The 22855-nt window shown below is 53.3% G+C and carries 13 protein-coding genes; 11 read left to right on the plus strand and 2 right to left on the minus strand.

Annotation, left to right across the window (positions count from 1 at the left end; genetic code table 11):
- Position 1: 1 nt before the first annotated feature.
- The 7 genes from mdoH to AC5DDB_RS11405 all read left to right on the plus strand — a co-directional run bounded on the left by mdoH (position 2) and on the right by AC5DDB_RS11405 (position 10986).
- Positions 2-1960 carry a glucans biosynthesis glucosyltransferase MdoH gene (mdoH, locus tag AC5DDB_RS11375; RefSeq protein ID WP_491739846.1) on the plus strand — a complete coding sequence of 653 codons (1959 nt, stop codon included), beginning with the start codon at positions 2-4 and terminating at the stop codon, positions 1958-1960.
- 148 nt (positions 1961-2108) lie between these two features.
- Complete coding sequence (locus AC5DDB_RS11380; RefSeq protein WP_491739847.1) at positions 2109-4070, plus strand: aryl-sulfate sulfotransferase; 1962 nt, start codon at positions 2109-2111, stop codon at positions 4068-4070.
- 385 nt (positions 4071-4455) lie between these two features.
- On the plus strand, positions 4456-5448 hold the full coding sequence (locus tag AC5DDB_RS11385) for a DUF1559 domain-containing protein (protein WP_491739848.1): 993 nt from the start codon (positions 4456-4458) through the stop codon (positions 5446-5448).
- Positions 5449-5795: 347 nt separating this feature from the next.
- Positions 5796-6260 carry a carboxypeptidase regulatory-like domain-containing protein gene (locus tag AC5DDB_RS11390; RefSeq protein WP_491739849.1) on the plus strand — a complete coding sequence of 155 codons (465 nt, stop codon included), beginning with the start codon at positions 5796-5798 and terminating at the stop codon, positions 6258-6260.
- 161 nt (positions 6261-6421) lie between these two features.
- Positions 6422-8236: a tetratricopeptide repeat protein gene (locus tag AC5DDB_RS11395; RefSeq protein WP_491739850.1), complete on the plus strand. Its 1815-nt coding sequence runs from the start codon at positions 6422-6424 to the stop codon at positions 8234-8236.
- Between the two features lie 167 nt (positions 8237-8403).
- Positions 8404-9465 carry a sialate O-acetylesterase gene (locus AC5DDB_RS11400; protein ID WP_491739851.1) on the plus strand — a complete coding sequence of 354 codons (1062 nt, stop codon included), beginning with the start codon at positions 8404-8406 and terminating at the stop codon, positions 9463-9465.
- 234 nt (positions 9466-9699) lie between these two features.
- Positions 9700-10986, plus strand: coding sequence for a hypothetical protein (locus tag AC5DDB_RS11405; protein ID WP_491739852.1), 1287 nt, complete (start codon positions 9700-9702; stop codon positions 10984-10986).
- 30 nt (positions 10987-11016) lie between these two features.
- On the opposite strand, the gene AC5DDB_RS11410 is transcribed toward AC5DDB_RS11405, so the two are convergent.
- A complete protein-coding gene (locus AC5DDB_RS11410; protein ID WP_491739853.1) occupies positions 11017-12867 on the minus strand; it encodes an alkaline phosphatase D family protein in 1851 nt (616 codons plus the stop codon).
- A 337-nt stretch (positions 12868-13204) separates the two neighbouring features.
- Between AC5DDB_RS11410 and AC5DDB_RS11415 the strand changes: the two genes are divergently transcribed.
- The 4 genes from AC5DDB_RS11415 to AC5DDB_RS11430 all read left to right on the plus strand — a co-directional run bounded on the left by AC5DDB_RS11415 (position 13205) and on the right by AC5DDB_RS11430 (position 21955).
- A complete protein-coding gene (locus AC5DDB_RS11415; RefSeq protein ID WP_491739854.1) occupies positions 13205-14884 on the plus strand; it encodes an FMN-binding protein in 1680 nt (559 codons plus the stop codon).
- Between the two features lie 82 nt (positions 14885-14966).
- On the plus strand, positions 14967-18092 hold the full coding sequence (locus AC5DDB_RS11420; protein ID WP_491739855.1) for a DUF1553 domain-containing protein: 3126 nt from the start codon (positions 14967-14969) through the stop codon (positions 18090-18092).
- Positions 18093-18133: 41 nt separating this feature from the next.
- The gene (locus tag AC5DDB_RS11425) at positions 18134-19612 is read left to right on the plus strand and encodes a DUF1501 domain-containing protein (RefSeq protein ID WP_491739856.1); all 1479 of its coding nucleotides are present in this window, start codon (positions 18134-18136) and stop codon (positions 19610-19612) included.
- A gap of 159 nt (positions 19613-19771) precedes the next feature.
- Entirely contained in the window at positions 19772-21955 is a 2184-nt protein-coding gene (locus tag AC5DDB_RS11430) for an FdhF/YdeP family oxidoreductase (protein ID WP_491739857.1), read from the plus strand.
- On the opposite strand, the gene AC5DDB_RS11435 is transcribed toward AC5DDB_RS11430, so the two are convergent.
- The gene (locus AC5DDB_RS11435) at positions 21956-22852 is read right to left on the minus strand and encodes an alpha/beta hydrolase fold domain-containing protein (RefSeq protein WP_491739858.1); all 897 of its coding nucleotides are present in this window, start codon (positions 22850-22852) and stop codon (positions 21956-21958) included. It abuts the gene before it with no gap.
- Positions 22853-22855: the final 3 nt, after the last annotated feature.

The raw sequence follows: 22855 nt of genomic DNA on the forward strand, positions 1-22855 counted from the left end.
AATGCCTACCCGTGCCATCTTTTTCACACTCGTCGGTCTGACAACTAGTGTCGCATTGTATTGTTATAGCGGCGTACTGTCCGAGAATGGTTGGAATGTCCTTGAGATCCTTAGTCTCGTGTTATTTACAGTCCTGTTTGCCTGGATCAGCCAAGGGTTTTGGACTGCAATGCTTGGATTACTGGTGTCGATCTTCCGGACTAGTCGTAGAAGGAGTGATGCAGATTTCTCGACACTAGGAGGTCGAGCACTTGGCAGGACAGCCATTGTGATGCCGGTTTATAACGAAGATCCTTCGCGGGTCATCGCGGGATTGCGGGCAACAATTAGGTCACTCTGTGCAACTGAGCGAAGTGCAGCCTTTGATGTTTTTGTCCTCAGCGATACTCGTAACACACACCGTTGGCTAGAAGAAGAGAAAGCCTGGTTGTGGTTGTCGAACGAATGCCCGGATGTGGGGGTTTTCTATCGGCGACGACCTGAGAACAAGAGTCGAAAGTCGGGAAACATCTCTGATTTTTGTCAGCGATGGGGCGCAAGCTATGACTATATGATCGTCTTGGATGCGGATAGCATCATGGATGGAGAGACACTTGTCGAACTAGTTCGGCGTATGGATGCAGATCCCGAGCTTGGCATTTTGCAAGTGCCTCCCAAACCTGTCAATCGGCTTTCCTTGTTTGCACGGCTACAGCAGTTCGCTGCTAGTGTCTATGGTCCAGTTTTTATTCGTGGTTTCTCCGCGTGGACGGGACGTGATGGGAACTATTGGGGGCATAACGCGATCATCCGAATCAAGCCATTTATGCGTTATTGTGACTTGCCGACACTGCCTGGTGAGGCACCATTGGGCGGGGAGATTCTTAGTCATGATTTCGTGGAAGCCGCTTTGATGAGTCGGGCGGGCTTCAAAGTTGAGTTGGCTGCAGATCTTGACGGAAGTTACGAAGAGTGTCCGACCACTCTTGTCGACTATGCCATCCGCGATCAACGGTGGTGTCAAGGAAACCTGCAACACGGGCGACTGCTGGTTTGTGAAGGGTTTCGACCCATGAGTCGGCTCCATTTCGCGATGGGAGTTCTGTCATATATCGCGGCTCCTTTATGGGTGATGTTTATTGCGACGAGCCTAGGAAGTATGGCGGTCGAGTCGGGTCGGCTTTCCGTAGCGAGTCAAAGCGTTGCGTGGGGACTGTTTGCAGCGTCGATGGCTATGCTGATCTTTCCAAAGGTCGCAGGGTTTCTGATTGCACTGCCCTCCGCTGCTCGAAGTGGCAATCGTGTTCTCGGGGGCATTCGGCTTGCTTTTAGTGTCCTAGTCGAAACTAGTCTGTCAATTCTACTGGCGCCGGTCATGGCACTTTTTCATTCACAGTTTGTGGTGGCGTCACTTGCTGGGCATTCGGTTCGATGGGATACACAGCAACGCGATGAAACCGGGGTGAGTTGGCGAAGTGCTGTGAAACAGTTTCTTCCACATACGATGTTAGGAGCGATCGTCATCGGTTCCGTCTTGCTTGTAGCCCCTTCTCTGGCATGGTGGTTCGTTTTGGGTTTTGGTGGTTTGCTAGTTTCGATTCCAGTAGCGGTTGTCAGTTCGAGTGTCGCGGTTGGTCGCTTGTTGAAGTCTTGGAGGTTGTTAGAGATTCCAGAGGAGGTCGATCCTCCCGCAGTGCTTAAGGAATACCAAGCTGCCTTGGAACAAGCAAAGTCGACCCTTCAGCAGTCCGCGGACCATCAGCTTTTCGGTAAGATTGTGGGGGACAAGAACGAAGTCGATCTGCACACCCATATCCTCAAAGAGACGGGTGCGGTGGTGTCTGCGTCTAACGACGACGTCGAATCGCTGCTGACGATCGCTCGGTCAAACGGTGTCGACGCAATTCCCGAAGATAAACAGGGCGTCTTCCTGGCCGATGATCAAGCATTACTGAAATTACACCGGTTGGTTCGCAATTAGGTGTTAGTGTCAGGCGAGTCGCTGAAAACTCGTTCTAGTAGCTTCGTTTGCTGAATACACTACTCCTAGTGAGAGGTCTTAATCGCGGCGAATCCCGTCGATCGATGTTTGCTCGCGAGCGTGAAAGATTTGCGGTACAGTTTCATGTATGAAGTCCAAACGAAATTGGCATTGTGCCGCCTGCAAAGAAGAATTTTTGATCCCCGTCGACGCAGATGATCCGGTCGTCTGCCAAGACTGTCTTGGCGTTGACTCTTGGCCCCATGAGTGGTTACCGGAACCTGTGCTTCAGTCTGGTCCGGCGTCGCATGACCGATCGACACCTGTCACGAAGGACGACACGTCTCGAGATGAATTGACGACCTTCGACGGGGAATGGCGTGAATCCGCAAATCCTGGTCGTCGGAAGCGTTTGTCTGTCGGCTGGCTGGGAATCGGTCTCGCGTTGATACTTGTGGCGATCGCCGCCGCTGAATGGCGAGAGATCCGTGAACTTCTTTTTGACGACGAAAGGCCGAACCTTTTCGTCCGCACGCCGGTCGTTCAACTTAATCCCGAAGAGAACGCACCGTTAGTGGCGTTGGTTCAATTCGTGACCAGCCGTCCCGTGATGACCACGATCGAGATTGATGATCGCGTCTCTGCCTGGGATTTCGTGGCAGATGAAACCCCGCAAACCGACCATCACATCGCGATTTGCGGACTGAAACCGAACCGCGAACACCGCATCCGAGTTCGCATCGAAACACCGGATCGCGAACAAAGTCAGGCGAGCAAACCAATCGTCGTCAGGACGCCGGCGTTACCTGCGGACTTCCCGCCAATCCAAGTGCATCTTAGTCGGCCCGAACGCATGGAGCCCGGTCTGACACTTTTTGCGGCGAATCGTTGGGAAAACGGCGAACGTATTCACGATTATGGATATGTCATCGCGGTGGACGCAACCGGCGATGTCGTCTGGTACTATCGGTCCGCTCTACGCATCTCCGATCTACGTTTGCTCTCGAACAACCGCCTATTGTGCAACGGAGCGAAGTTCTTTGGCCTCTACGAAGTTGATTTGCTGGGCAGAACACGACGTAAGTGGTGGGCCAGTCAGTTAGTTGCTACGCCTCATGAGGAGTTCATCTCCGTGCCGGTCGACTCGTTCCATCACGAGATTCTCGAGCTTCCGAATGGCAATTTTCTTGCGTTGAGTACCGAGCTTCGCAACGTCAGTGGGTTTCCCAAGAGCGAAACTGAACCGCTTGATCAAACCGAAGAAGCGGCGGTCGTGGGGGATGTCATTGTCGAGTTTCAACCGGACGGAACGGTTGTCGATCGGATCCATCTGCACGAGCTGCTCGACTCGCGGAGGATCGGGTATGGTTCGCTATCGAACTTTTGGGCCACTCATTACAAGGCGGTCGGAGGAAAGCCAAGTCGCGATTGGAGTCATGCAAACTCTCTAATTTATGACGCCGATACGAATGAGATTATCGTCTCTCTCCGGCATCAAGACTGTATCGTAAAGATCGATCGACAGTCTCGGGAACTCGTTTGGATTTTTGGCGACCCGATGCAATGGCGTTCTCCTTGGAAGGACGAGTTGCTAAACGCCAAAGGCGAACTTCAGTGGCCTTATCATCAACATGGAGTGCATTTAACACCGCAAGGCACACTACTAATGTACGATAATGGCAACTACCGTACACTGCCTCCTGGCGTTAAACTTCCGGCCTCTGAAAACGCTAGCCGCGTTGTCGAGTTTCGCATCGACGAAGAGATGCGGACAGTCGAGCAACTGTGGGAATACGGGCCGCGGAATGAGCAGTTTTACTCGCCCTTCTATTGCGAAGCCGACGTCCTCCCAGCGACAGGCAATGTGCTGGTAACGGATGGTGGTCGCATCGAGACCCATGAACGAATCCCTAGCGATAAGATTCCAGCAGACTACCAATGGGCGCGAATTTTCGAAGTCACTCGTTCCGAGCCCGCCGAAAAGGTTTTCGAGATCACCGTCGATAGTGGCTTAGATAGTTCAATCGGCTGGTCGATCTACCGCAGCGAACGAATCCCCGACCGTCAAGCTCTCTCAAAAATTGCGACTGCTGAACTGAAGCTTAAATAGTGTTTAGAACTCGGCTTCATCGACGGAGTTATGTGGTTTGCTGGCAGGGTGTTAGAACCTTAGCACGGTCCTAGTCTTGTCAATCCCCACCCCTGGATTTGTGCCTCTAAATGTAAATGCTTTTTTTACGAAATTTTCAGAAATTTCTAATTTCACCGAAACAAGAGTGTCTGTACAGGTTGCAAGTCGCTTTTTAATATGCAAGATCAAATGCCAGTTCGATCGGGCCAAACGTTTGCTGATCAAACTGCCTTCGTTGAGCCCATCTTAGCCATTTCGGCATACTGGGATTTTTTCATCCCAATCTGTTTTCCTATCACAGGTTTCTATTCAGACCCATTCGGGTTCGATGGTCTAGTACTGCTCTACTACTTAGGAGGCCAAAATGCATCACGCCGTCCAGTCACGTCGCGTACGAGGAGGTTTTACGCTTATCGAGCTACTGGTTGTGATCGCGATCATTGCCATTCTGATCGCTTTGTTGCTACCGGCGGTCCAGCAAGCTCGAGAAGCCGCCAGGCGTACACAGTGCAAAAACAACCTCAAGCAAATCGGTCTTGCGATGCACAACTACCATGACACGTTTGGTAGTTTTCCACCGGCGTATGTGCGGCCGAGTTGGTCGCAGTCGAACAACTACGAAACCTGGGGTTGGCATGTGTTCCTAATGCCACAGATGGAGCAAAACAATCTGTACGAGCAACTTGGAGCCAGCGACTTCTCACTTCAAGACACCCTCGACGGGCTGAATACGAACTTTGCCAACGATGCTGCGGTCGCTAGAGCGTTGCAAACACGAATCGATGCCTACATCTGCCCCAGTGACTCAAACACCGGATTAGTTGGTGGCGCACGACACTTTGGTAACCAACTCGGTCAGAACCCGTTCCGTCCTGCGGTCACGAACTATATTGCGGTCCGGGGAACACGGAACAATCCGCAACGATCAAACGATTGTCACGGCGCGATGTTCTTCAATAGTGCAATTAGTTTCCGAGATATTCCTGATGGCTCGACCAATACGTTTGCTGTCGGTGAACGCGATACGTTGCACTGCGACTCTGGAACATGGATTGGCGTCCGGAACCCGCGTGGTGGTTGGGCGCGTGGTATTTTCTATAACGTCGGACACGGTCAATACACGATCAACATCCCGGAACCGCCAAACCGACATAATAACAACGGCTGCGGCGAGAGCTTCAGCAGTATGCACCCCGGTGGCGCTCAATTCCTGTACTGCGATGGATCGGTCGGATTTGTCAGCGAGAACATTCATGCGAACCGGTCGAACACTTGGGCCGTTTCTCCTCGCCCAGATATTGGAACCTTCCAACGTCTCTGTCACCGAGCCGATGGACTCGTTGTGGGTGACTACTAGGACTTGCTAATAGCTATCGTGAAGCGTCCAGTGACTTGTTCTCTGCCATCACTAAGTGCTGGACGAGACACAATCGCTAACCACATGTTCGCTGACTAACAGTGGACGATTCTCAAGAGATCGACGGTTGAACAGAATCACAGTGTGCCGCGGCCAGGTCGTTTTCTTGGTCGCGGCCATCGATTCGGTTTTAGTGTCACTATTCCTTTTGTGATGTGCTCTTTTTCATTTCTTTCGTCGGCTTCCTGACGGCCCTTCGAGGTTCTCTCGAGATTCGAGTGGCATGACGTCATTAACGTCGGCAACGTGATATCTCTAATACTCACACACGCACGAAAACGATTGCTATGAGAACTAGTTTTACTCTGAAAGCGCTACTACCAGTCTCTATGTTTCTGCTGTTCGGTTGTGCGGATGGCAAGGTCGCCCCGGTTAGTGGGACAGTCAAACTTGATGGCAAGCCGCTCAAAGGTGCGTTGGTCACGTACACTCCGCAAGAAGGTGGTCGTCCCTCGTTTGGTGAAACGAATGAGGAAGGCTATTACGAACTGACCTACACGCGAGAACAACAAGGGGCAGAGATCGGCAAGCATGACGTAAGCATAACGACCTTCCGTGAAGGTGGTGGATATGGCGGAGGTGCTGAAGGTGCTAAAGAAACGGTTCCTTCAAAGTATAATTCTAGTACGGAACTCGTGAAGGATGTTCCATCCGGTGGTGCTACGATAGACTTCGAACTCGACTCCGATGGACAAATCGACTCGACTGGCGGATACGGAGGCGGTGGAGGCTATTCGGGAGACAGTTATTAATACCGGATCACGAGCTGTTTCTTTTGAGATCGGCTGTTGAATGTCGACGAGTCCGCCTTCTATCTATAGGTGCTGCGATGAGGCCGGCCGTTTTCGATAATCGGCGGTCTAAGCAGCGCGCTGGGAGGGTATCTCTCCGTTGGATTGCGGGCCTGCTTGGTGTGACGATTGTTGTCGTCACGCTCCTTGTCTTCACAACATGGTTTCGGCCACGTCAACCAGCGGAAACCGATTCCCGTGGCTCGGCGTTGCCGTCGGTTCGCTACCATCCGCTACCTGAGAGTCGGTTTCTCAATACAAAATCGACGGCGTACGTTGGCAGCGACGCCTGCGTAGGATGTCATGAGACCGAAGCCGAAGGGTATCAGCAAACCGGAATGGCTCGGTCTGCTGACTTGGTATCTGCAGCTAACGAGCCCGCCGCCGATGTCGTTGAACACTCTTTATCACATCGACGTTATGTGATTGCCCATGAAAGTGATCAGGTTTGGCATCGGGAATATGCTTGGTCGAATCAAGACGACGAGAAAGGCGAATTGCTAGCCGAACATGTGATGAAGTATCGCATTGGTTCCGGCAGGCATGCTCGGACTTACCTTGCCGAGATTGACGGATTCCTCGTCGAGTCGCCGGTTTCCTGGTTTGCGAATCAGAGCCATTGGGCGATGTCTCCCGGTTATGATGTTCCCGAGCAGCAAGGTTTCGAACGAGGTGTCGACCAGTCTTGTTTGCGTTGCCATGTCGGTCGGTCTCAAGCGGTCGAAAACACCCTTCACCGTATGCAGATTATTGAAGCGTCTATTGGTTGTGAACGGTGTCACGGTCCGGGAGAACAACATGTCAAGGCTCACTCAAGCACGGACACGGTTGACTTGGATTCGGCTGTTGATTGGACGATTGTCAACCCGAAACATCTTAGCCGAGAGTTGTCGGACAATATCTGCGGGCAATGTCACTTCCATGCTGCTGTGAGTCTCGCGTTTCCACATCGTTCGATCGATGACTATCGCCCTGGCCTGCCACTGGATCAGTTTCGTGTGGACTACCAACCGGAAGTCGCAGATTCGCGAATGACCGTCGTAGGACACCTCGACCAACTGCAACAGAGCAAATGTTATCAACAGTCGGAGATGTCCTGTGTCACCTGTCATAATCCCCATGCACTGCCATCGACAGCAGAGAAATTCGAGTACTATCGAAACATTTGCGTGAGTTGTCATCAGCCAGATCATTGTAGATTGTCGGTCTCTGAGCGATCGCAATCCGAGCCGGCAGACAACTGTATGGTGTGTCACATGCCTCAGTCGGCGACTGACATTCGTCATGTCGCTTTCACTCATCATCGTATTGGGATCCATTCCGCGGAATCGGAAACTCGCGTTCACGATCAACCGGGACCATTAACATTGAAGACCAATGCCGAGCTATCGCAACTCAGCGGTGCGGAGCGGGCCGGGCTTCTTGGGATGGCTTACGATGAGTATGCCTTCGAAGGTGGTCAAGAGTTTGCCGAAACCTATCAGCAACGGGGTTACAGGCTGCTTCGTCAGGCGTGGGATCAGGAAAAGAGCCAGCTTGGTTTGGTTCAGATCGGGCGACTAGCGATGTTAGCCGCACAGCGTGGTGATGCTAGGGCTCTTAAACACGCGGATTCTGTGCTTACGCAATCGCAGGCTCCGGTCAATAGTCAGATTGAAGCGTTACTCGCGCGTGCGAACCTGCGAGTTGCCCAGGGGCAATTGGATCAGGCCCTAGCTGATGCCCGTCGCCTGACGACACTTCGACGCAACTGGGGCGACTATTTACTAGTCGCCATGATCGAGCAGAAGCGGGGGCAGACTGAAAACGCGATTGAAGCGTATGAAAAAGCATTGACTATCAACAATAGGCTGGCGGAAGTTCGGCAAATGCTGATTCAATACTATCAACAGACAGGAAACAACGCTCGCCGTCGATACCATCAGAAAAGACTCTAATCAACTTCGCGGCTTCGGATGATCGAGTTTCTTCCCAGTCGCTACTTTTTACCAGCCTACCTGGTATCATGAAGATGCGGTGTCAATAGAAGCAATCGAGACTCATTCCTGATTTATCTATTGATATTCTGAGTGTCTTCCAGGTCACGCGATAGGAGTCAACCCCGATGGTTTATCGAATCCGCTCGATTCAGTTGCGGCTTATGGTACTCGTTCTGGTCGCCGTTTCCGTGCAGCAGGTTGTGGCGGACGAACCGTCTACGGGGGCGGTGAAAGTCTTTGTGCTTGCCGGCCAGTCAAACATGGAGGGCAAGGCGCAGATTCCTTTGTTGGAACATCAAATTTCCGCTCCTGAAACAAAGGACCTCTTTGCTCATCTGCATAAAGATGGTGAGTTCATCGTTCGGGATGACGTTTGGATCAAGTTTCTCGACCGCAAAGGGAAACTCACGGTGGGGTATGGAAGTCCGAAGCGTTGTGGGGTGGAACTGGAGTTCGGTTTCACTGTCGGCGACTTCTATCGAGAACCTGTGCTAATCATCAAGACTGCTTGGGGTGGAAAAAGCTTGTTTCGTGATTTTCGTCCTCCATCATCGGGTCTTCCCGACGCTGACGTGCTGGCTAACGACCTGAACCAATCGCAAAAACGACGTCCGCAAACGACGGAACAAGACATCCGTGATTCGTATGGGAACTACTATCGCCTGATGGTCAAGGATGTGAAGGAAACACTAGCGAATCTCGATTCCCATTTTCCAGAACTGAGCGGCCGAGATGTCGAACTTGCTGGATTCGTCTGGTTTCAGGGGTTCAACGATATGATCAATGAGCAATACACGGCGAGCTATTCCGAACATATGGCCAACTTCATTCGGGATGTTCGCCGAGATCTCAAGGCCCCGAAACTCCCATTCGTAATTGGTCAACTTGGTGTCGGTGGTGACCGGGATGCTGGTGCTAATGCGAAACGAGAGCGGTTTAAAACGAATCAGATAGCTCCTGCAAGTCTGCCCGAGTTTCAGGGCAACGTCCTCGTTGTGAAAACCGACCAGTATTGGGATTGGGAAGCTCAGGCGGTCTTCGACAAAGGTTGGCGACAGAACCTCGAGGAATGGAATCGAGTTGGTTCCGACTTTCCCTATCATTATTTGGGGAGTCATAAGTGCTATGGTCGGATTGGCCGAGCGTTTGCAAAGGCTCTTATCGACTATCAAACCCAGAAGGATTGAAACTCCCCACGGTTGGTTTACTTGATTCTTCAACCAAGAGCTTTGATTCGCTGCCCAATTTGCTTGTTCGACAGATGCCGCTAGTACCATTCCTTTGGGGCGACATGGTTTGTACCTGAAATTCCTTCGATCTGGTCGAGGGACTTGAGTCTGTCGCATGAGTTCGGAACAATCAGGAAGGCATAGCGCTTGCATGTGTCTCCGATTTGGCAGAACTACGTGGCGGAACGATTCATGACGATTGACAGACGAAGTTTTTTGAATGTGCTTGGTGTTACCGGGGCCACTTGCTGGTTGGCTCCGACGGGCGTTCTCAATGCGGCCAACTTACAAACGCCTCGCAAGCGGATTGCTGTTGTTACTACGGTTTGGAAAGAACGTTCGCACTCGTGGCATATGGCTGAGCGATTCATGCATGGCTATCCGCGTGGAGGTGCATGGCATCATCCGGCGATCGATGTGGTTTCCGCTTATGTCGACCAAGTTGGTGACGATGATTTGAGTCGCGATCGGGCTGAACGTTACGGGTTTCAAATCTTCCCATCAATTGCCGAAGCGTTGCGGAATGGCGGTGAGCAACTGGCGGTCGATGGTGTCCTTGTCATTGGTGAGCATGGCGATTACCCCGTCAACAAGTTCGGGCAAAAGCAGTATCCCCGCTATGATTTCTTTCGCCAGATTGCAGAGGTGTTTCGAGCGGATGGCCGTTCGGTGCCAGTCTTCAACGATAAACATCTCTCTTGGAAATTCGATTGGGCGAAAGAGATGGTGGACACATCGCGTGAACTCGGTTTTCCGCTGCAAGGCGGTTCTTCGTTGCCTGTCACTTGGCGTATGCCCGCGATCGACCTCCCTTACGAAGCGGAAGTCGAGGAGATCATGGGCGTCGCATTCGGGCCGACGGATATCTACGATTTTCATGCATTGGAAATGATGCAATGCATGGCAGAACGTCGGCGTGGGGGTGAGACCGGTGTTGCGTCGGTTCAGGCTTTGAAAGATGACGCAGTCTGGGAGGCAATGAACCATCCGACGTGGGATGCTGGCGGTTGGAACCCGAAACTTTGGGAAGCCTGCTTGTCGCGAAGTCAAACCCTCGCACAACCCGAATCGTTCAGCCACAAATTACCCAATCTCGAGCAAATGCGAGAGTGGGTCAAAGAGCCTGTCGCATATCGCATCGAATATCGGGATGGACTCAAAGCGACGATGCTCCTGATGAACGGACTCGTTGAGGATTTCACTTGCGCTGCGAAAATGAAAGAGAGCGAACGGCCGATCTCCACACTTTTCTACCTACCACCAACTCCGAACGTGGTCTACTCAGCGGGACTTATGGCTCATGCGGAGACGATGTTTCTTACAGGAGAAGCTGTCTATCCGGCTGAACGAACCCTGCTGACAAGTGGACTTGTGGAAGCATGTTTGCAGTCTTTGACTCAACACTCAAAACATCTTAAGACTCCACACCTCGATGTGCGTTATCAGGTGCCGCAAAAATCGTTCTTTCTGAGAAGATGACTTGGGGAGTTGCTAAGAAGGTTCTACGGTCTAGTGGTCGACGGATATGGCTTCGGCGTAGTCGAGTTCTCCCGTGCGACCATCGTAGTATTGAAAGATGACTTGCGGGTGCGGATAGGCGACCCAGCGTTCATCGCCTAGTTTTTTGGGCATGTTGAAGACATTGTTGATCTGAACAACGCAGAAGTGCGGATAAAGTCTTTCAAGTCTCGGAAGATCAGGGAGGATGTAGGAACTCCAGCGGATGTCACATTCACGCGGACCGAACGTCCATTTGCCAGTGGCAGGACGATCGCTTTCATCGAGTTTCGGGACGTGATTGACACTATTGTGAGGACCGCAGCAAAACTCCCAAATGTCGTCTGTCACTTTGATGGCGAAGCTATTGTGTAAGTCGCCAGTCATCACGAAGACTTTTTTATTGAGCTTGCTCCATTCGTCGATTAGCAATTCTCGCTCGGCAAAGAAACCGGTCCAGGCTTCTTCTTTGTTCTCTTCGTCAAACTCAAAACCGCCGGCTCCACTATGTGGAATCATAAACGGCACTGTGGAAACGACGAAGAAAAAGTCGGCATCACTTTCACGCATGGACTTCAGCAACCATTCACGTTGCGGTTTGCCAATCATTGAAACGCCCGGCTTGTCTCGATGACGAACATCATGCATGTCTCGGTCGCCGCGAGTGTCGAGGATATAGAACTCACAGTTGGACACGCGAAACTTTCCATAGCTGCGACGTCCGATCGAATAGTTGACATCGTCATCGACTTTCGCTGGCATATGGAGTTTCAGCGTGTGCTTGTCGACGACTTCGACAATGTCATAGACATAAGAGTTTTTATGTCCTTCGTCATTGTCATATCGAATGTCGTTTACTCCGGCTTCCGGTGTTCCCCAATGCACGTGGAGGTTCAGCATTTCTTGCAGGGGTAGCTTTGTGAAATCTGTGTCGAGGTCGACGAGCAAGTCACTCCCCGCTTTCATTTTACCTTGGCCAAAGTGGATGGGGTGCTCATGTTCCATCGGGTTGGCCCAACCGAGATAGTCAAACCAAGCATAAGTTCCGATGTCGCGGAAGACTGTGCGTCGATGTCGTTTACCGGCTTCCGATGAGCCCCAAATGTCGTTCACAAGTTCGTGGTCGTCGAACGTAAAATAGCTTGGCATGTTGCGATGCCACTTCGAGAGTTCCGCACTGCGACTCAAATAGAGTTTATAGTTCTCCCAAACACCGACGACGGTTGGCATCACCTTGACAGAAGTCGGGTAGTCTTTAATACCTTGTGTGAGTCGCCAAGCTTCAGGGGGATACTCGCGAAGCTCTTCATAGAGCCAGTCGCCATTCATGATGTGAAAGTGAACCTTGTCTGCCCAATCCCTATTGAGATGTTCATAAGTTTGCAGCCGATGTCCGCCGCCATGCAACGGGTTCTGATTGGCACACGATCCGATTTGAAAGCGAAAGTTATACAAGCCTTTCGGGTTGTGCTCGGCGTTCCTCGTATCGTCAGCGGATGGCAATGTTCGAAATTGACCCGGTAAACCATGCGGTCGGCCGTTCACCCAAACTTGATAGTGGTATTGCGAATTCGACTGCAAGTTCGTGAGTTTCGCGACACCGGTGTTGTCATGGGCGAGGGTTGTTTGAGCGGGTTGGCTCGTCTCGGTCAAACGGTCGGGAGTCAGGCCGTAACGAACGACAAATTCGCCAGGGTCGGATGTGCGTCCCCAGACATGCATCGAATGAGAACTTGCCCGGCCGAGCATTGGTCCATGCGTTAAGCGAATGGGATCGCGATCGAACGCCCAGGCGGAATTCGCGAGCAACTGAACGGCCAGTCCAAGAACTAGTAAGAACGCAGGACGAGTTGGGATTCTCATTCGAAAGCACCTGGAACAGAGTTCGCACCGACCAAAGCATGGTCACGCTTCGGAAGATTCGAGCCGAAAACAAAGAATTTGCGAAGGCGACGAACAGAAGTTGAAACGGTCGATTCCAAGAGGAAATCGACTAAGATGTTGTCGCAGTATGTGCAATGCGATCGTTGCACGCAAGACAGTGGAACGCGACGACGACTGAGTTACCGTGTCTTGTTCTTTCATGGGAATTCGAGAACAATTGGCCTCGTCGAAGTATTGAAAACTCCGCTTTCGGGGGCTTCATCGTGGGGTTTGCTTGTCACTTTCTTGGGAGTCGAATGACGTCGTGCGTGGTTTCATGTTGCATGCCGTTCGTGCAGGGCTCTTTGCGGCCATCGTGATTTTGATCCAACTGCAACACACCCGGTATGCCGCGCGGCGACAGGCGGAAGCGGCCCGGTTCGATGTCGCAATCGAGCAGGTCCGTTCAATTTTCGCAGAGGCTCAGTCACTCGGTCCGACTTCACCGGATGGTACTCGTGATGTGTTAGCAGCCGATGGAGAACGACTTGGCTCGGTCCTGCAAACCGCTCCCGACTCCGATGACAACATTGGTTTTTCAGGGCCGACCAACGTACTGGTCGGGTTGAATTCGGATGGGGCCATCGCTGGCATTGCCATCCTTTCCAGTGCCGATACCGACGAGCATGTCGAGCAAGTCATGCGTCATGAGGCATTTCGCAAGGCATTTATCGGTCGGCAATCCGAGGAGGCACCGTTTGCTGAGATCGATGCAGTTTCTGGAGCGACGCTCACCAGTGTTGCCATCATCGAGTCGATTTCGGAGCGACTCGGCGGACGTCAACCGGCGTCGTCACTGCGGTTTCCGGAACCTCCAGAACTGGAATCCGTGCAGCAATTTTTCCCCGAAGCCGATGGTTTAAAGTCGGATGCCGATTTATCGGGACTTTGGCATGTCTTGGCGGGTGATCGACGAATTGGTTCGCTGCTGCGAACTTCACCCGCAGCGGATGGCGTGGTTGGGTATCAGGGACCGACGTTGACGACGATCGTCCTCAGCCCGGAAGACAAAGTCGTGGGGCTAGTCATCGGTCAAAGTTTCGATAACGAATCGTACGTCGGTTATGTGCGAGAAGATTACTTCTTCCCGGAATCCTTCAACGACGCAACTTTGAAAAGCCTCGCGGCGTTAGATCTCGAGGAGCAAGGCATCGAAGGGGTATCGGGGGCCACGATGTCGAGCCAGGCGATCGCTCGAAGTCTGCAAGTCGCGGCGGCGGCTCATTTGAAGGCTTTGGAGAAACAACGTGCACAACGAAGCGAGCCGAAATCCTGGCGACCGACAATTCGAGATTGGGGGACGGGGCTTGTCGTTTTGATGGGGTTGGTCATCGGCTTGACATCGCTGCGTGGGAAGAAATGGGTTCGTGTGCCGTTTCTGTTCGTCCTGGTGGGTTACCTGGGATTGACGAATGGGGATATGCTCTCGCAGGCTTTGCTCGTCGGGTGGGCGAAGAACGGTGTCCCACTGCGTTCGGTGGCTGGGTTGTTTTTTTTGACGGTTGCAGCGTTCGCGGTTCCGTTATTTTCGAAGTCAAACATCTACTGCACGCATTTGTGTCCGCATGGTGCCGCCCAGCAATTGCTCCGCAATCGTTTACCGTGGCGATGGCATCTACCGACCTGGTTACGAACCGGACTGTCTCTCGTGCCCGCGATTTTGCTGATCGGTGTCGTTGTGGTGGCCATGTTGGAACTCGATTTCAGTTTGGTCGACATTGAACCTTTCGATGCTTACTTATGGCGAATCGCAGGATGGGCCACGCTCACGATTGCCATCGTGGGTCTCGTGGCGAGTTTATTCATCCCGATGGCCTATTGCCGCTATGGATGTCCGACCGGTGCGTTGCTCGGGTTCCTTCGTCGTCACCGTCGAAGTGACCAATTCAGTGCTCGCGATCTCGTGGCTGTGCTCTGTTTACTCATTGCGGTGTGTGTTCATCTGTTCGTGTTGTGAGTGGTGTGCCGGGTTGCAAAGCCATCTCACGTCACGCAAAATGAATGTTCGTTAATCATTCATTAATGTTGGGACTTCTTCCATGCGCTCTGAACTTTTGCTCGCGGTGTCGCTGGTGTTTGCACTTGGTGCAACTGGCGATGCGATGGATCATGAAATCCGGTTCAACCGCGATGTGCGTGCGATTTTGTCGTCAAAGTGTTTCACCTGTCACGGTCCTGATGCGGCGAGTCGTGAGGCTGATCTGCGTCTCGATACCGAAGAAGGTGTTCGAAGTGCATTCACTGGCGGTTTGAAGCAAAGTGCCGCATGGGAGCGAATTTCGACCGAGGACGAAACTCTCCGCATGCCGCCGGCGGATTCCCATTTGAAGCTTGAACCGAGTGAAATCGAGATTCTGCAGAAATGGATTACAGCCGGTGCGAAATGGGAAGGTCATTGGTCGTTTATTCCCGCTGTCAAACCGCCAGTCCCGGAAGTGCAACATACGGACGCAGTCCGAAACCCCATCGATGCTTACATTATCGCTCGCTTGGAGCGTGAGGGATTGAAGCCGAGCCCGGAAGCGGACAAAGCCTTGTTGTTGCGACGGGTTTCGTTGGACCTGACCGGGTTGCCTCCGTCGATTCAGGATTTGGATGCATTCATCAATGATCCGTCGGAAGATGCCTACGAACGGGCTGTCGATCGGTTGTTGGCTTCTCAGGAGTTCGGCGAACGAATGGCCGTGATGTGGATGGATGCGGCTCGCTACGGTGATACGAGCGTCTTCCACGCCGATGGTCCGCGGGACATGTGGCCTTGGCGAGATTGGGTGATCGACTCGTACAACTCGAATAAGTCGTTCAAGGACTTCACGATCGAACAACTTGCCGGTGACTTGCTGCCTGAGCCAACCTTGGAGCAGAAAGTCGCAACGGCGTTTCTGCGAAACAATGCGACTACCGACGAAGGCGGGGCTATTGCCGAGGAATATCGCGTCGAGTATGCCGTCGACCGCGTTAAGACGACTTCGATGGTGTGGCTAGGGTTGAGCATGGAATGTGCTCAGTGTCACGATCACAAGTACGACCCGATTTCCCAAAAAGAGTACTACCAGTACTTCGCCTATTTCAATCAGGCGGCCGATCCCGGAATGCAAACGCGGAACGGGAATCAAACGCCGAAAGTCGATCTGTTTGATGAGATCAAACTTGCCGAAGCAGAGAAACTCAAGCCACGGAAAGTAGCTCTTGTCAAGCAGCGGGAACAACATGCTGCTGCGATTCAACCACAGTTCGAAGCTTGGCTGGCGGATGCGTCGAAGCAAGCCAACGATGCCCCGTTGTTACCCGGCGGGTTGGCTTTTCATGCGCCACTTGACGAAGCACCGACGAACTTGATTACCGAGAATGCTGCCGGAAAGATTCAAGGGGCGGCGAAGTGGTCCGATGGAAAATCCGGTAAGGCATTCGATTGCAACGGGTCCAACTATATTGGCTACGACGGCGTCGGTGATTTCGAACGGACGGACCAGTTCTCCTACGGTTGTTGGATCAAACCTAATGGGGCGCCGACCGGAGCACCGATTGCCAGGATGAATGACGGCAACGGTCACCGCGGATTCGATTTGCATATTGCCGGCGGGATCGCTCAGATTCATCTCATCAACACTTGGCCGTCGAACTCGCTCAAAGTTCGGACGAAGGGCAAACTCAAGCCGAACGAATGGCGACATGTGTTCGTCACGTATGACGGCTCCAGCAAAGCGAGTGGAGTGAAAGTCTACTTCGACGGCAAACTGCAAGAGTTGGACGTCGAACAAGATCGGCTCACCGATACCATTCGCACCAAGGTGCCGTTGTATCTCGGGCGTCGTAATCCTGGTTCACCGTATAAAGGTTTGATCGACGATGTGCGAGTTTACCCGCGTGCCCTGTCCGAGATCGAAGTCGCGGCCCTTGCCGGGAGTGATCCGATCACACCGCTACTCGTGAAAAACGCAGAGGACCGAACCGAAGCCGAGACCAACACGCTCAAACAGCATTTCCTGACGAGTGTGGACGAAACCTATCAAAAGTTGACGACTGAAATTGCCGAACTCGATAGCAAGATCGCGGAGTTGTCCAAGCCCGCCGTCGATGTCATGGTGATGCAAGACGTTCCGAAAATGCGAACGACATTCGTGCTAGACCGCGGAAATTATTCGTCGCCGAAGAAAGATCAACCCGTCGAGCCGGGAACGCCCAGCGTGTTGCCACCCCTGCCGGAAGGTGTCGAAGCCAACCGACTAGGTCTCGCTCGTTGGTTGACGAACCCCAATCACCCGTTGACGGCCCGCGTAACGGTGAACCGTTATTGGGCGATGCTCTTCGGGCGTGGCCTCGTCAAGACGCTTGCCGATTTCGGTGCCCAAGGTGAATGGCCGACGCACCCTGCACTTCTCGATTGGCTTGCTGTCGATTTCGTCGAAAGCGGATGGGACATTAAACGCATGCTGAAGCAGATGGTGATGTCCGGAACTTACCGCCAAACCACACGCATGACGCCAGAACTACTTCGTGCCGATCCTGACAACAAACTTCTCGCGCGTGGCCCACGATTCCGGCTGCAAGCGGAGTTCATCCGGGACAACGCCCTAGCTGCCAGCGGTCTGCTTGTGAAGGAAGTTGGTGGCGCGGGGGTGAAACCGTATCAGCCGCCGGGGCTTTGGAACGAAGTCAGTTTGAGTGGCAATGTCCGGTTCGTGCAAGATCATGGCCACGATCTTTATCGTCGCAGTCTGTACACATATTGGAAACGATCTGCCCCTGCACCGGCGATGACGATTTTCGATTCTCCCACTCGCGAGCAGTGTTCACTGGAACGCTCGCGAACGAATACGCCTTTGCAAGCGTTAGTCACGCTGAACGACACCCAGTTCGTCGAAGCGGCCCGCGTGTTGGCAGCTCGGGCCATGCGTGATGGCGGGGAAAAGGTAGACGAGCAAATCGTACATGCCTATCGACTTGCGACCGGCGTGCGGCCGGCGGCTTCCGTCCTTCAACTGTTGCGGGAAACCTACGAAGAAGAATTTGCGGCATTCACGAGCGATCACGAACGCGCGACGAAACTGCTCGCTGTTGGCGAATCTCCGCGTGATGAAACCATTCCACCAGCTGAACAAGCAGCGATGACGATCGTGACGAGCATGATTCTCAACCTCGATCAAACCGTGACACGCGGCTAACGCGAATTGCAGACAACCTACCAAACGGGATAAGCGCAAACATGAATCCATTCTTGGAATATCAACGCAACCTGACACGCCGATCGTTACTCATGGACGCCACACGTCCGGTTGGTGCAGCGGCTGTTGCGTCATTGATGGGAACCGCTGGAATGTCGGCGGCTCATGCCGGTAATTCCCCCGCGATGTCCGCAGCGGCAAACGGCGGGTTGCCTTCGCTGCCGCACTTCGCTCCGAAGGCGAAGCGAGTCATTTATTTGTTCATGGCGGGTGGGCCATCGCATATCGATACCTTCGATTATCACCCTGAAATCCGCGAGCATCACGGCAAAGAACTTCCCGATTCCGTGCGTGGCGATCAACGTATCACCACCATGACGTCCGGCCAGAAGTCGTTTCCGGTCGTCGCGCCAATGTTCGAGTTCAAACAACATGGCGAGCACGGGACGTGGGTCAGCGAAATACTGCCGAACGTCGCGAGTGTTGTGGACGACATGACGATCATCAAGTCGGTGCATACCGAAGCCATTAATCACGACCCCGCGATCACGTTTATCAACACCGGTTTTCAACAACCGGGAAAAGCGACAATGGGGGCGTGGATCAGCTATGGTCTGGGCAGCCCGAACAAGAATCTCCCCGCGTACATCGTGATGATCTCCAAAGGGCCCGGACAAAAACAGGCATTGTATTCGCGATTGTGGGGTAGCGGATTTCTACCCTCGAAGCATCAAGGTGTGGCGTTACGGGCGGGAGCGGAACCGGTTCTCTATCTCAACGATCCGCCAGGGATCGACCGCAAACTTCGCCGGCGAATGCTTGATCGTATCGCCAAAATCAATCAGCAACATTTCGAGGAGTTCGGCGACCCGGAAACGCAAACGCGAATCGCCCAATACGAAATGGCGTTCCGCATGCAGACATCGGTTCCCGACCTGATGGAGATGAACGACGAACCGAAATCGACCTACGAACTCTACGGTCCCGACGCCGAGAAACCGGGAAGTTTCGCGCGGAACTGTGTCATTGCCCGTCGATTGGCCGAACGCGGCGTGCCCTTCATTCAGTTGTTCCACCGCGGTTGGGATCAACACGGGAGTCTGCCAAAACTCATTCGGGGGCAATGCGACACCATCGACCAAGGGGCCGCTGCTCTGATCAAAGACCTGAAACAACGCGGCATGTTCGAAGATACCCTCGTCGTCTGGGGTGGTGAGTTCGGACGCACAATTTACTCACAAGGCCAACTCACAGCAGATAACCACGGCCGCGATCATCACGGTCGGTCGTTCACGATGTGGATGGCAGGCGCCGGGATCAAACGCGGATTCGAGTTCGGGAAAACCGACGACTACAGCTACAATATCGTCGAAAACCCCGTGCATATCCGTGACATGTCTGCAACAATTCTTCACCAATTGGGAATCGATCACGAACGACTCACGTACCGTTATCAAGGGCTCGACCAAAGCCTCACCGGAACGGAACCCGCGCGGGTCATCCACGAGATTTTGACCTGATCGACTTCTCTCGATAACCAACAAACGCCAGAAAAGTTGCGACCTCTCGCGACCTACTCTCTAACGCTCCGTAATCGGACCAGTATCGAGTCTCGCCTGGCATGTGTATCCAACGAACAATTCAGCAGTCGTTCCGCTGACAACAAAGGTTTCGACCGAATGAGAACACCCAAACGCGGTGGGGGATGGAAAGCGATCGCTTATAGCTTGAAGCTGGCGAGACGTGTTGGCTGGCGACGCATGTGGGACGGAGTGCGTTCCAAAAACACCTGCAAAACGTGCGCAGTTGGGATGGGCGGTCAACTGGGAGGCATGGTCAACGAAGGTGGCCATTTCCCCGAAGTCTGCAAAAAGTCGTTTCAGGCGATGGCCTCCGATTTACAGCCGGCGATCACGGACGATTTCTTCGAAAAGTACTCTCTGAACCAACTGCGAAGTCTCTCCCCAAGACAGTTAGAGAACTCCGGCCGACTCACTCAACCGCTGATTCTCGACGGCGATCGGCAGCACTACCGACCAATCGAATGGAGCGAGGCTTTCGACAGAATCGCTGAGAAACTTCGGTCCGCCGGTCCGGAGAAAAGTTTCTTCTACGCCAGTGGACGCTCCTCGAACGAAGCCGGGTTCTTGCTGCAACTCATGGCGAGACTCTTCGGAACGAACTACGTCAACAACTGCTCTTACTACTGTCATCAAGCCAGTGGCGTCGGGCTTTCGAGCAGTATCGGCACGGGTGCGGGTACGGTGCGTTTGGAAGACTTGGAGCACAGTGATCTTTACATTCTCGTCGGAGCCAACCCGGCTTCGAACCATCCGCGTTTGATGCGTTCGCTGATGCAACTTCGGCGGAACGGTGGCAAGGTCATTGTGATCAATCCGCTGCGAGAATTGGGGTTGGTCAATTTCAGCGTGCCCAGCGATGTGCGAAGTTTGTTCTTCGGATCGAAGATTGCCACCGATTATATCCAACCGTCTTGCGGTGGTGATCTGGCCTTGTTCGCGGGGATTGCAAAAGCGGTCCTGGAACGCGGCGGAGAAGACTCGCAGTTCCTCGAAGAACACACGCAGCAATTCGACGAGCTTCGGACACAACTTGAGCAACTGTCCTGGGACGATATCGTCGCGGGTAGCGGTGTGGATCGAGCGACGATCGACCACATCACCGATCAATATCTCTCGGCGAAGAACGTGGTGATTGGGTGGGCCATGGGTGTTACGCATCATTTGCATGGCACGCAGACGGTGCAAGCGATCGCGAATTTGCTGCTCCTCCGGGGGATGGTCGGGCGTCGTGGTGCGGGCGTGATGCCAATTCGCGGTCATAGCAATGTGCAAGGTATGGGGTCCGTCGGCGTGACTCCCACCCTGAAAAAAGCCATGCTGGAACGATTCGAAGATCGACTCGGCATCACGCCGCCCTCATCACCCGGCTACGATACAATGGCCTGTATGGAGGCCGCCGGTCGTGGGGAAATCGATGCGGCATTTTGTCTGGGGGGCAATCTCTTCGGAAGCAATCCCGACTCGCAGTTCGCCGCCAATGCCATGGAGAAAATCGACCAGGTTGTCTATCTCTCGACAACCTTGAACACTGGGCATGCTTGGGGGACCGGTCGCGAAACGATTGTTCTGCCCGTCCTCCCGCGTGACGAAGAACCCCAGCCGACAACGCAGGAATCGATGTTTAGTTTCGTGCGGTATAGTGAGGGCGGACCAAGTCGATATGACGGTCCACGCAGCGAAGTTTCGATTCTTTGCGAGATTGGCCAGCGATTGTTTGGAACCGACGGTAGTCCGGTCGCCTGGTCGGATATGGAAAGCCATGCCGCCGTGCGGAAATTGATGGGGGAACTCATTCCCGAATACGACGCAGTCGGCAACATCGACGAGACCAAATCCGAGTTCCACGTTCCCGGACGAGCCGTGGACGAGTACAAATTCCCAACCGAAAGTGGCAAGGCCAAGTTTCACGCCGTACCACTTCCGCAAACCGCATTTGGCGATGGACAACTTCGGTTGATGTCGATCCGTTCGGAAGGCCAGTTCAATACCGTCGTTTACGACGAAGAGGACCTGTACCGCGGACAGGAACGTCGTGATGTCATCTTGCTCAATCCGAAAGACATCGAACAACTCGGTCTGAAACCCGATCAACGTGTCTGCGTGAAAAGCGATACCGGCGAAATGCGGAACATTCTGGCAAGAGCGTTCGACGTTCGCAGTGGCACGGCGGTGATGTATTATCCCGAATCGAACGTGCTCATTTCACGAGCGGTTGATCCGCTCTCGAAAACTCCGGCTTTCAAAAGCGTGAACGTGACGATCACTGCCGAGGATGGATAATCACTCGTTTCCCGGACGGAGATGCTGGTCGAGGAAACGCACCAGAACTTCCCGACTCGCTCCACTATAAAATGCCTGACCCCCGTGCCCGGCATTTTCGAGAACGTGCAACGTGACCGGACGTTTCACCTTTTGATATTCCTCGACAATCCGTTCGGATTGGCCAATGTAGACGGTCTTGTCTTTCTTGCCATGAAAGATGAGCAGCGGTGGATCATCTGCAGTCACATGAGATACCGGTGACGCCAAGCGTGCCACCTCGACTTTTTCGTCCGCTGGTCCACCGAGCAATAACGAAACAGGGGCGTTCTTGGGTACGGTCTTTTGCGGTTGTGTCTTCGTGCGTAGGACGAAATCGGTCGGCCCGAAGTAATCGACGATGGCATTAACATTCGAAGGCTGTTCGAGATTCCCACCGACGTTGCCTTCAAGTTCTTTGACGTTGGACGTTGTTCCGAGTAACGCCGCGAGATGTCCACCGGCACTCGAACCAGCCACGGCAATTCGTTCGGTGTTATAGCCGTACTTGTCGGCATTCGCTCGCAACCATCGCACGGCCGCTTTGCAGTCGTGAATTTGAGCGGGGAAACTGGCTTTGTCTGTGAGTCGATAAGAGATGCTCGCAACGGCATAGTCGTGTTCTGGGAGCCAACCGACGTGACACCGCTCTTTGCTGCCATTTCGCCAACCGCCCCCGTGAATCCACACGACGAGCGGTGCGTCGTCTGCATCCGGCAGATGCAAGTCGAGTTTCAAGCTGTGTCCATCGAGGACAGCAAACTCAAGATTCCGGACCGTTCGAGACTTCTCTTCCGCCAGTGTCAGACGCGGCATCACCGCGACCGAAAAGAAACACCACAGGACTGCCAAGCACGATCGGGAAGTGAGTCGCTGCATGAG

Source organism: Thalassoroseus sp. (genome assembly GCF_984380535.1).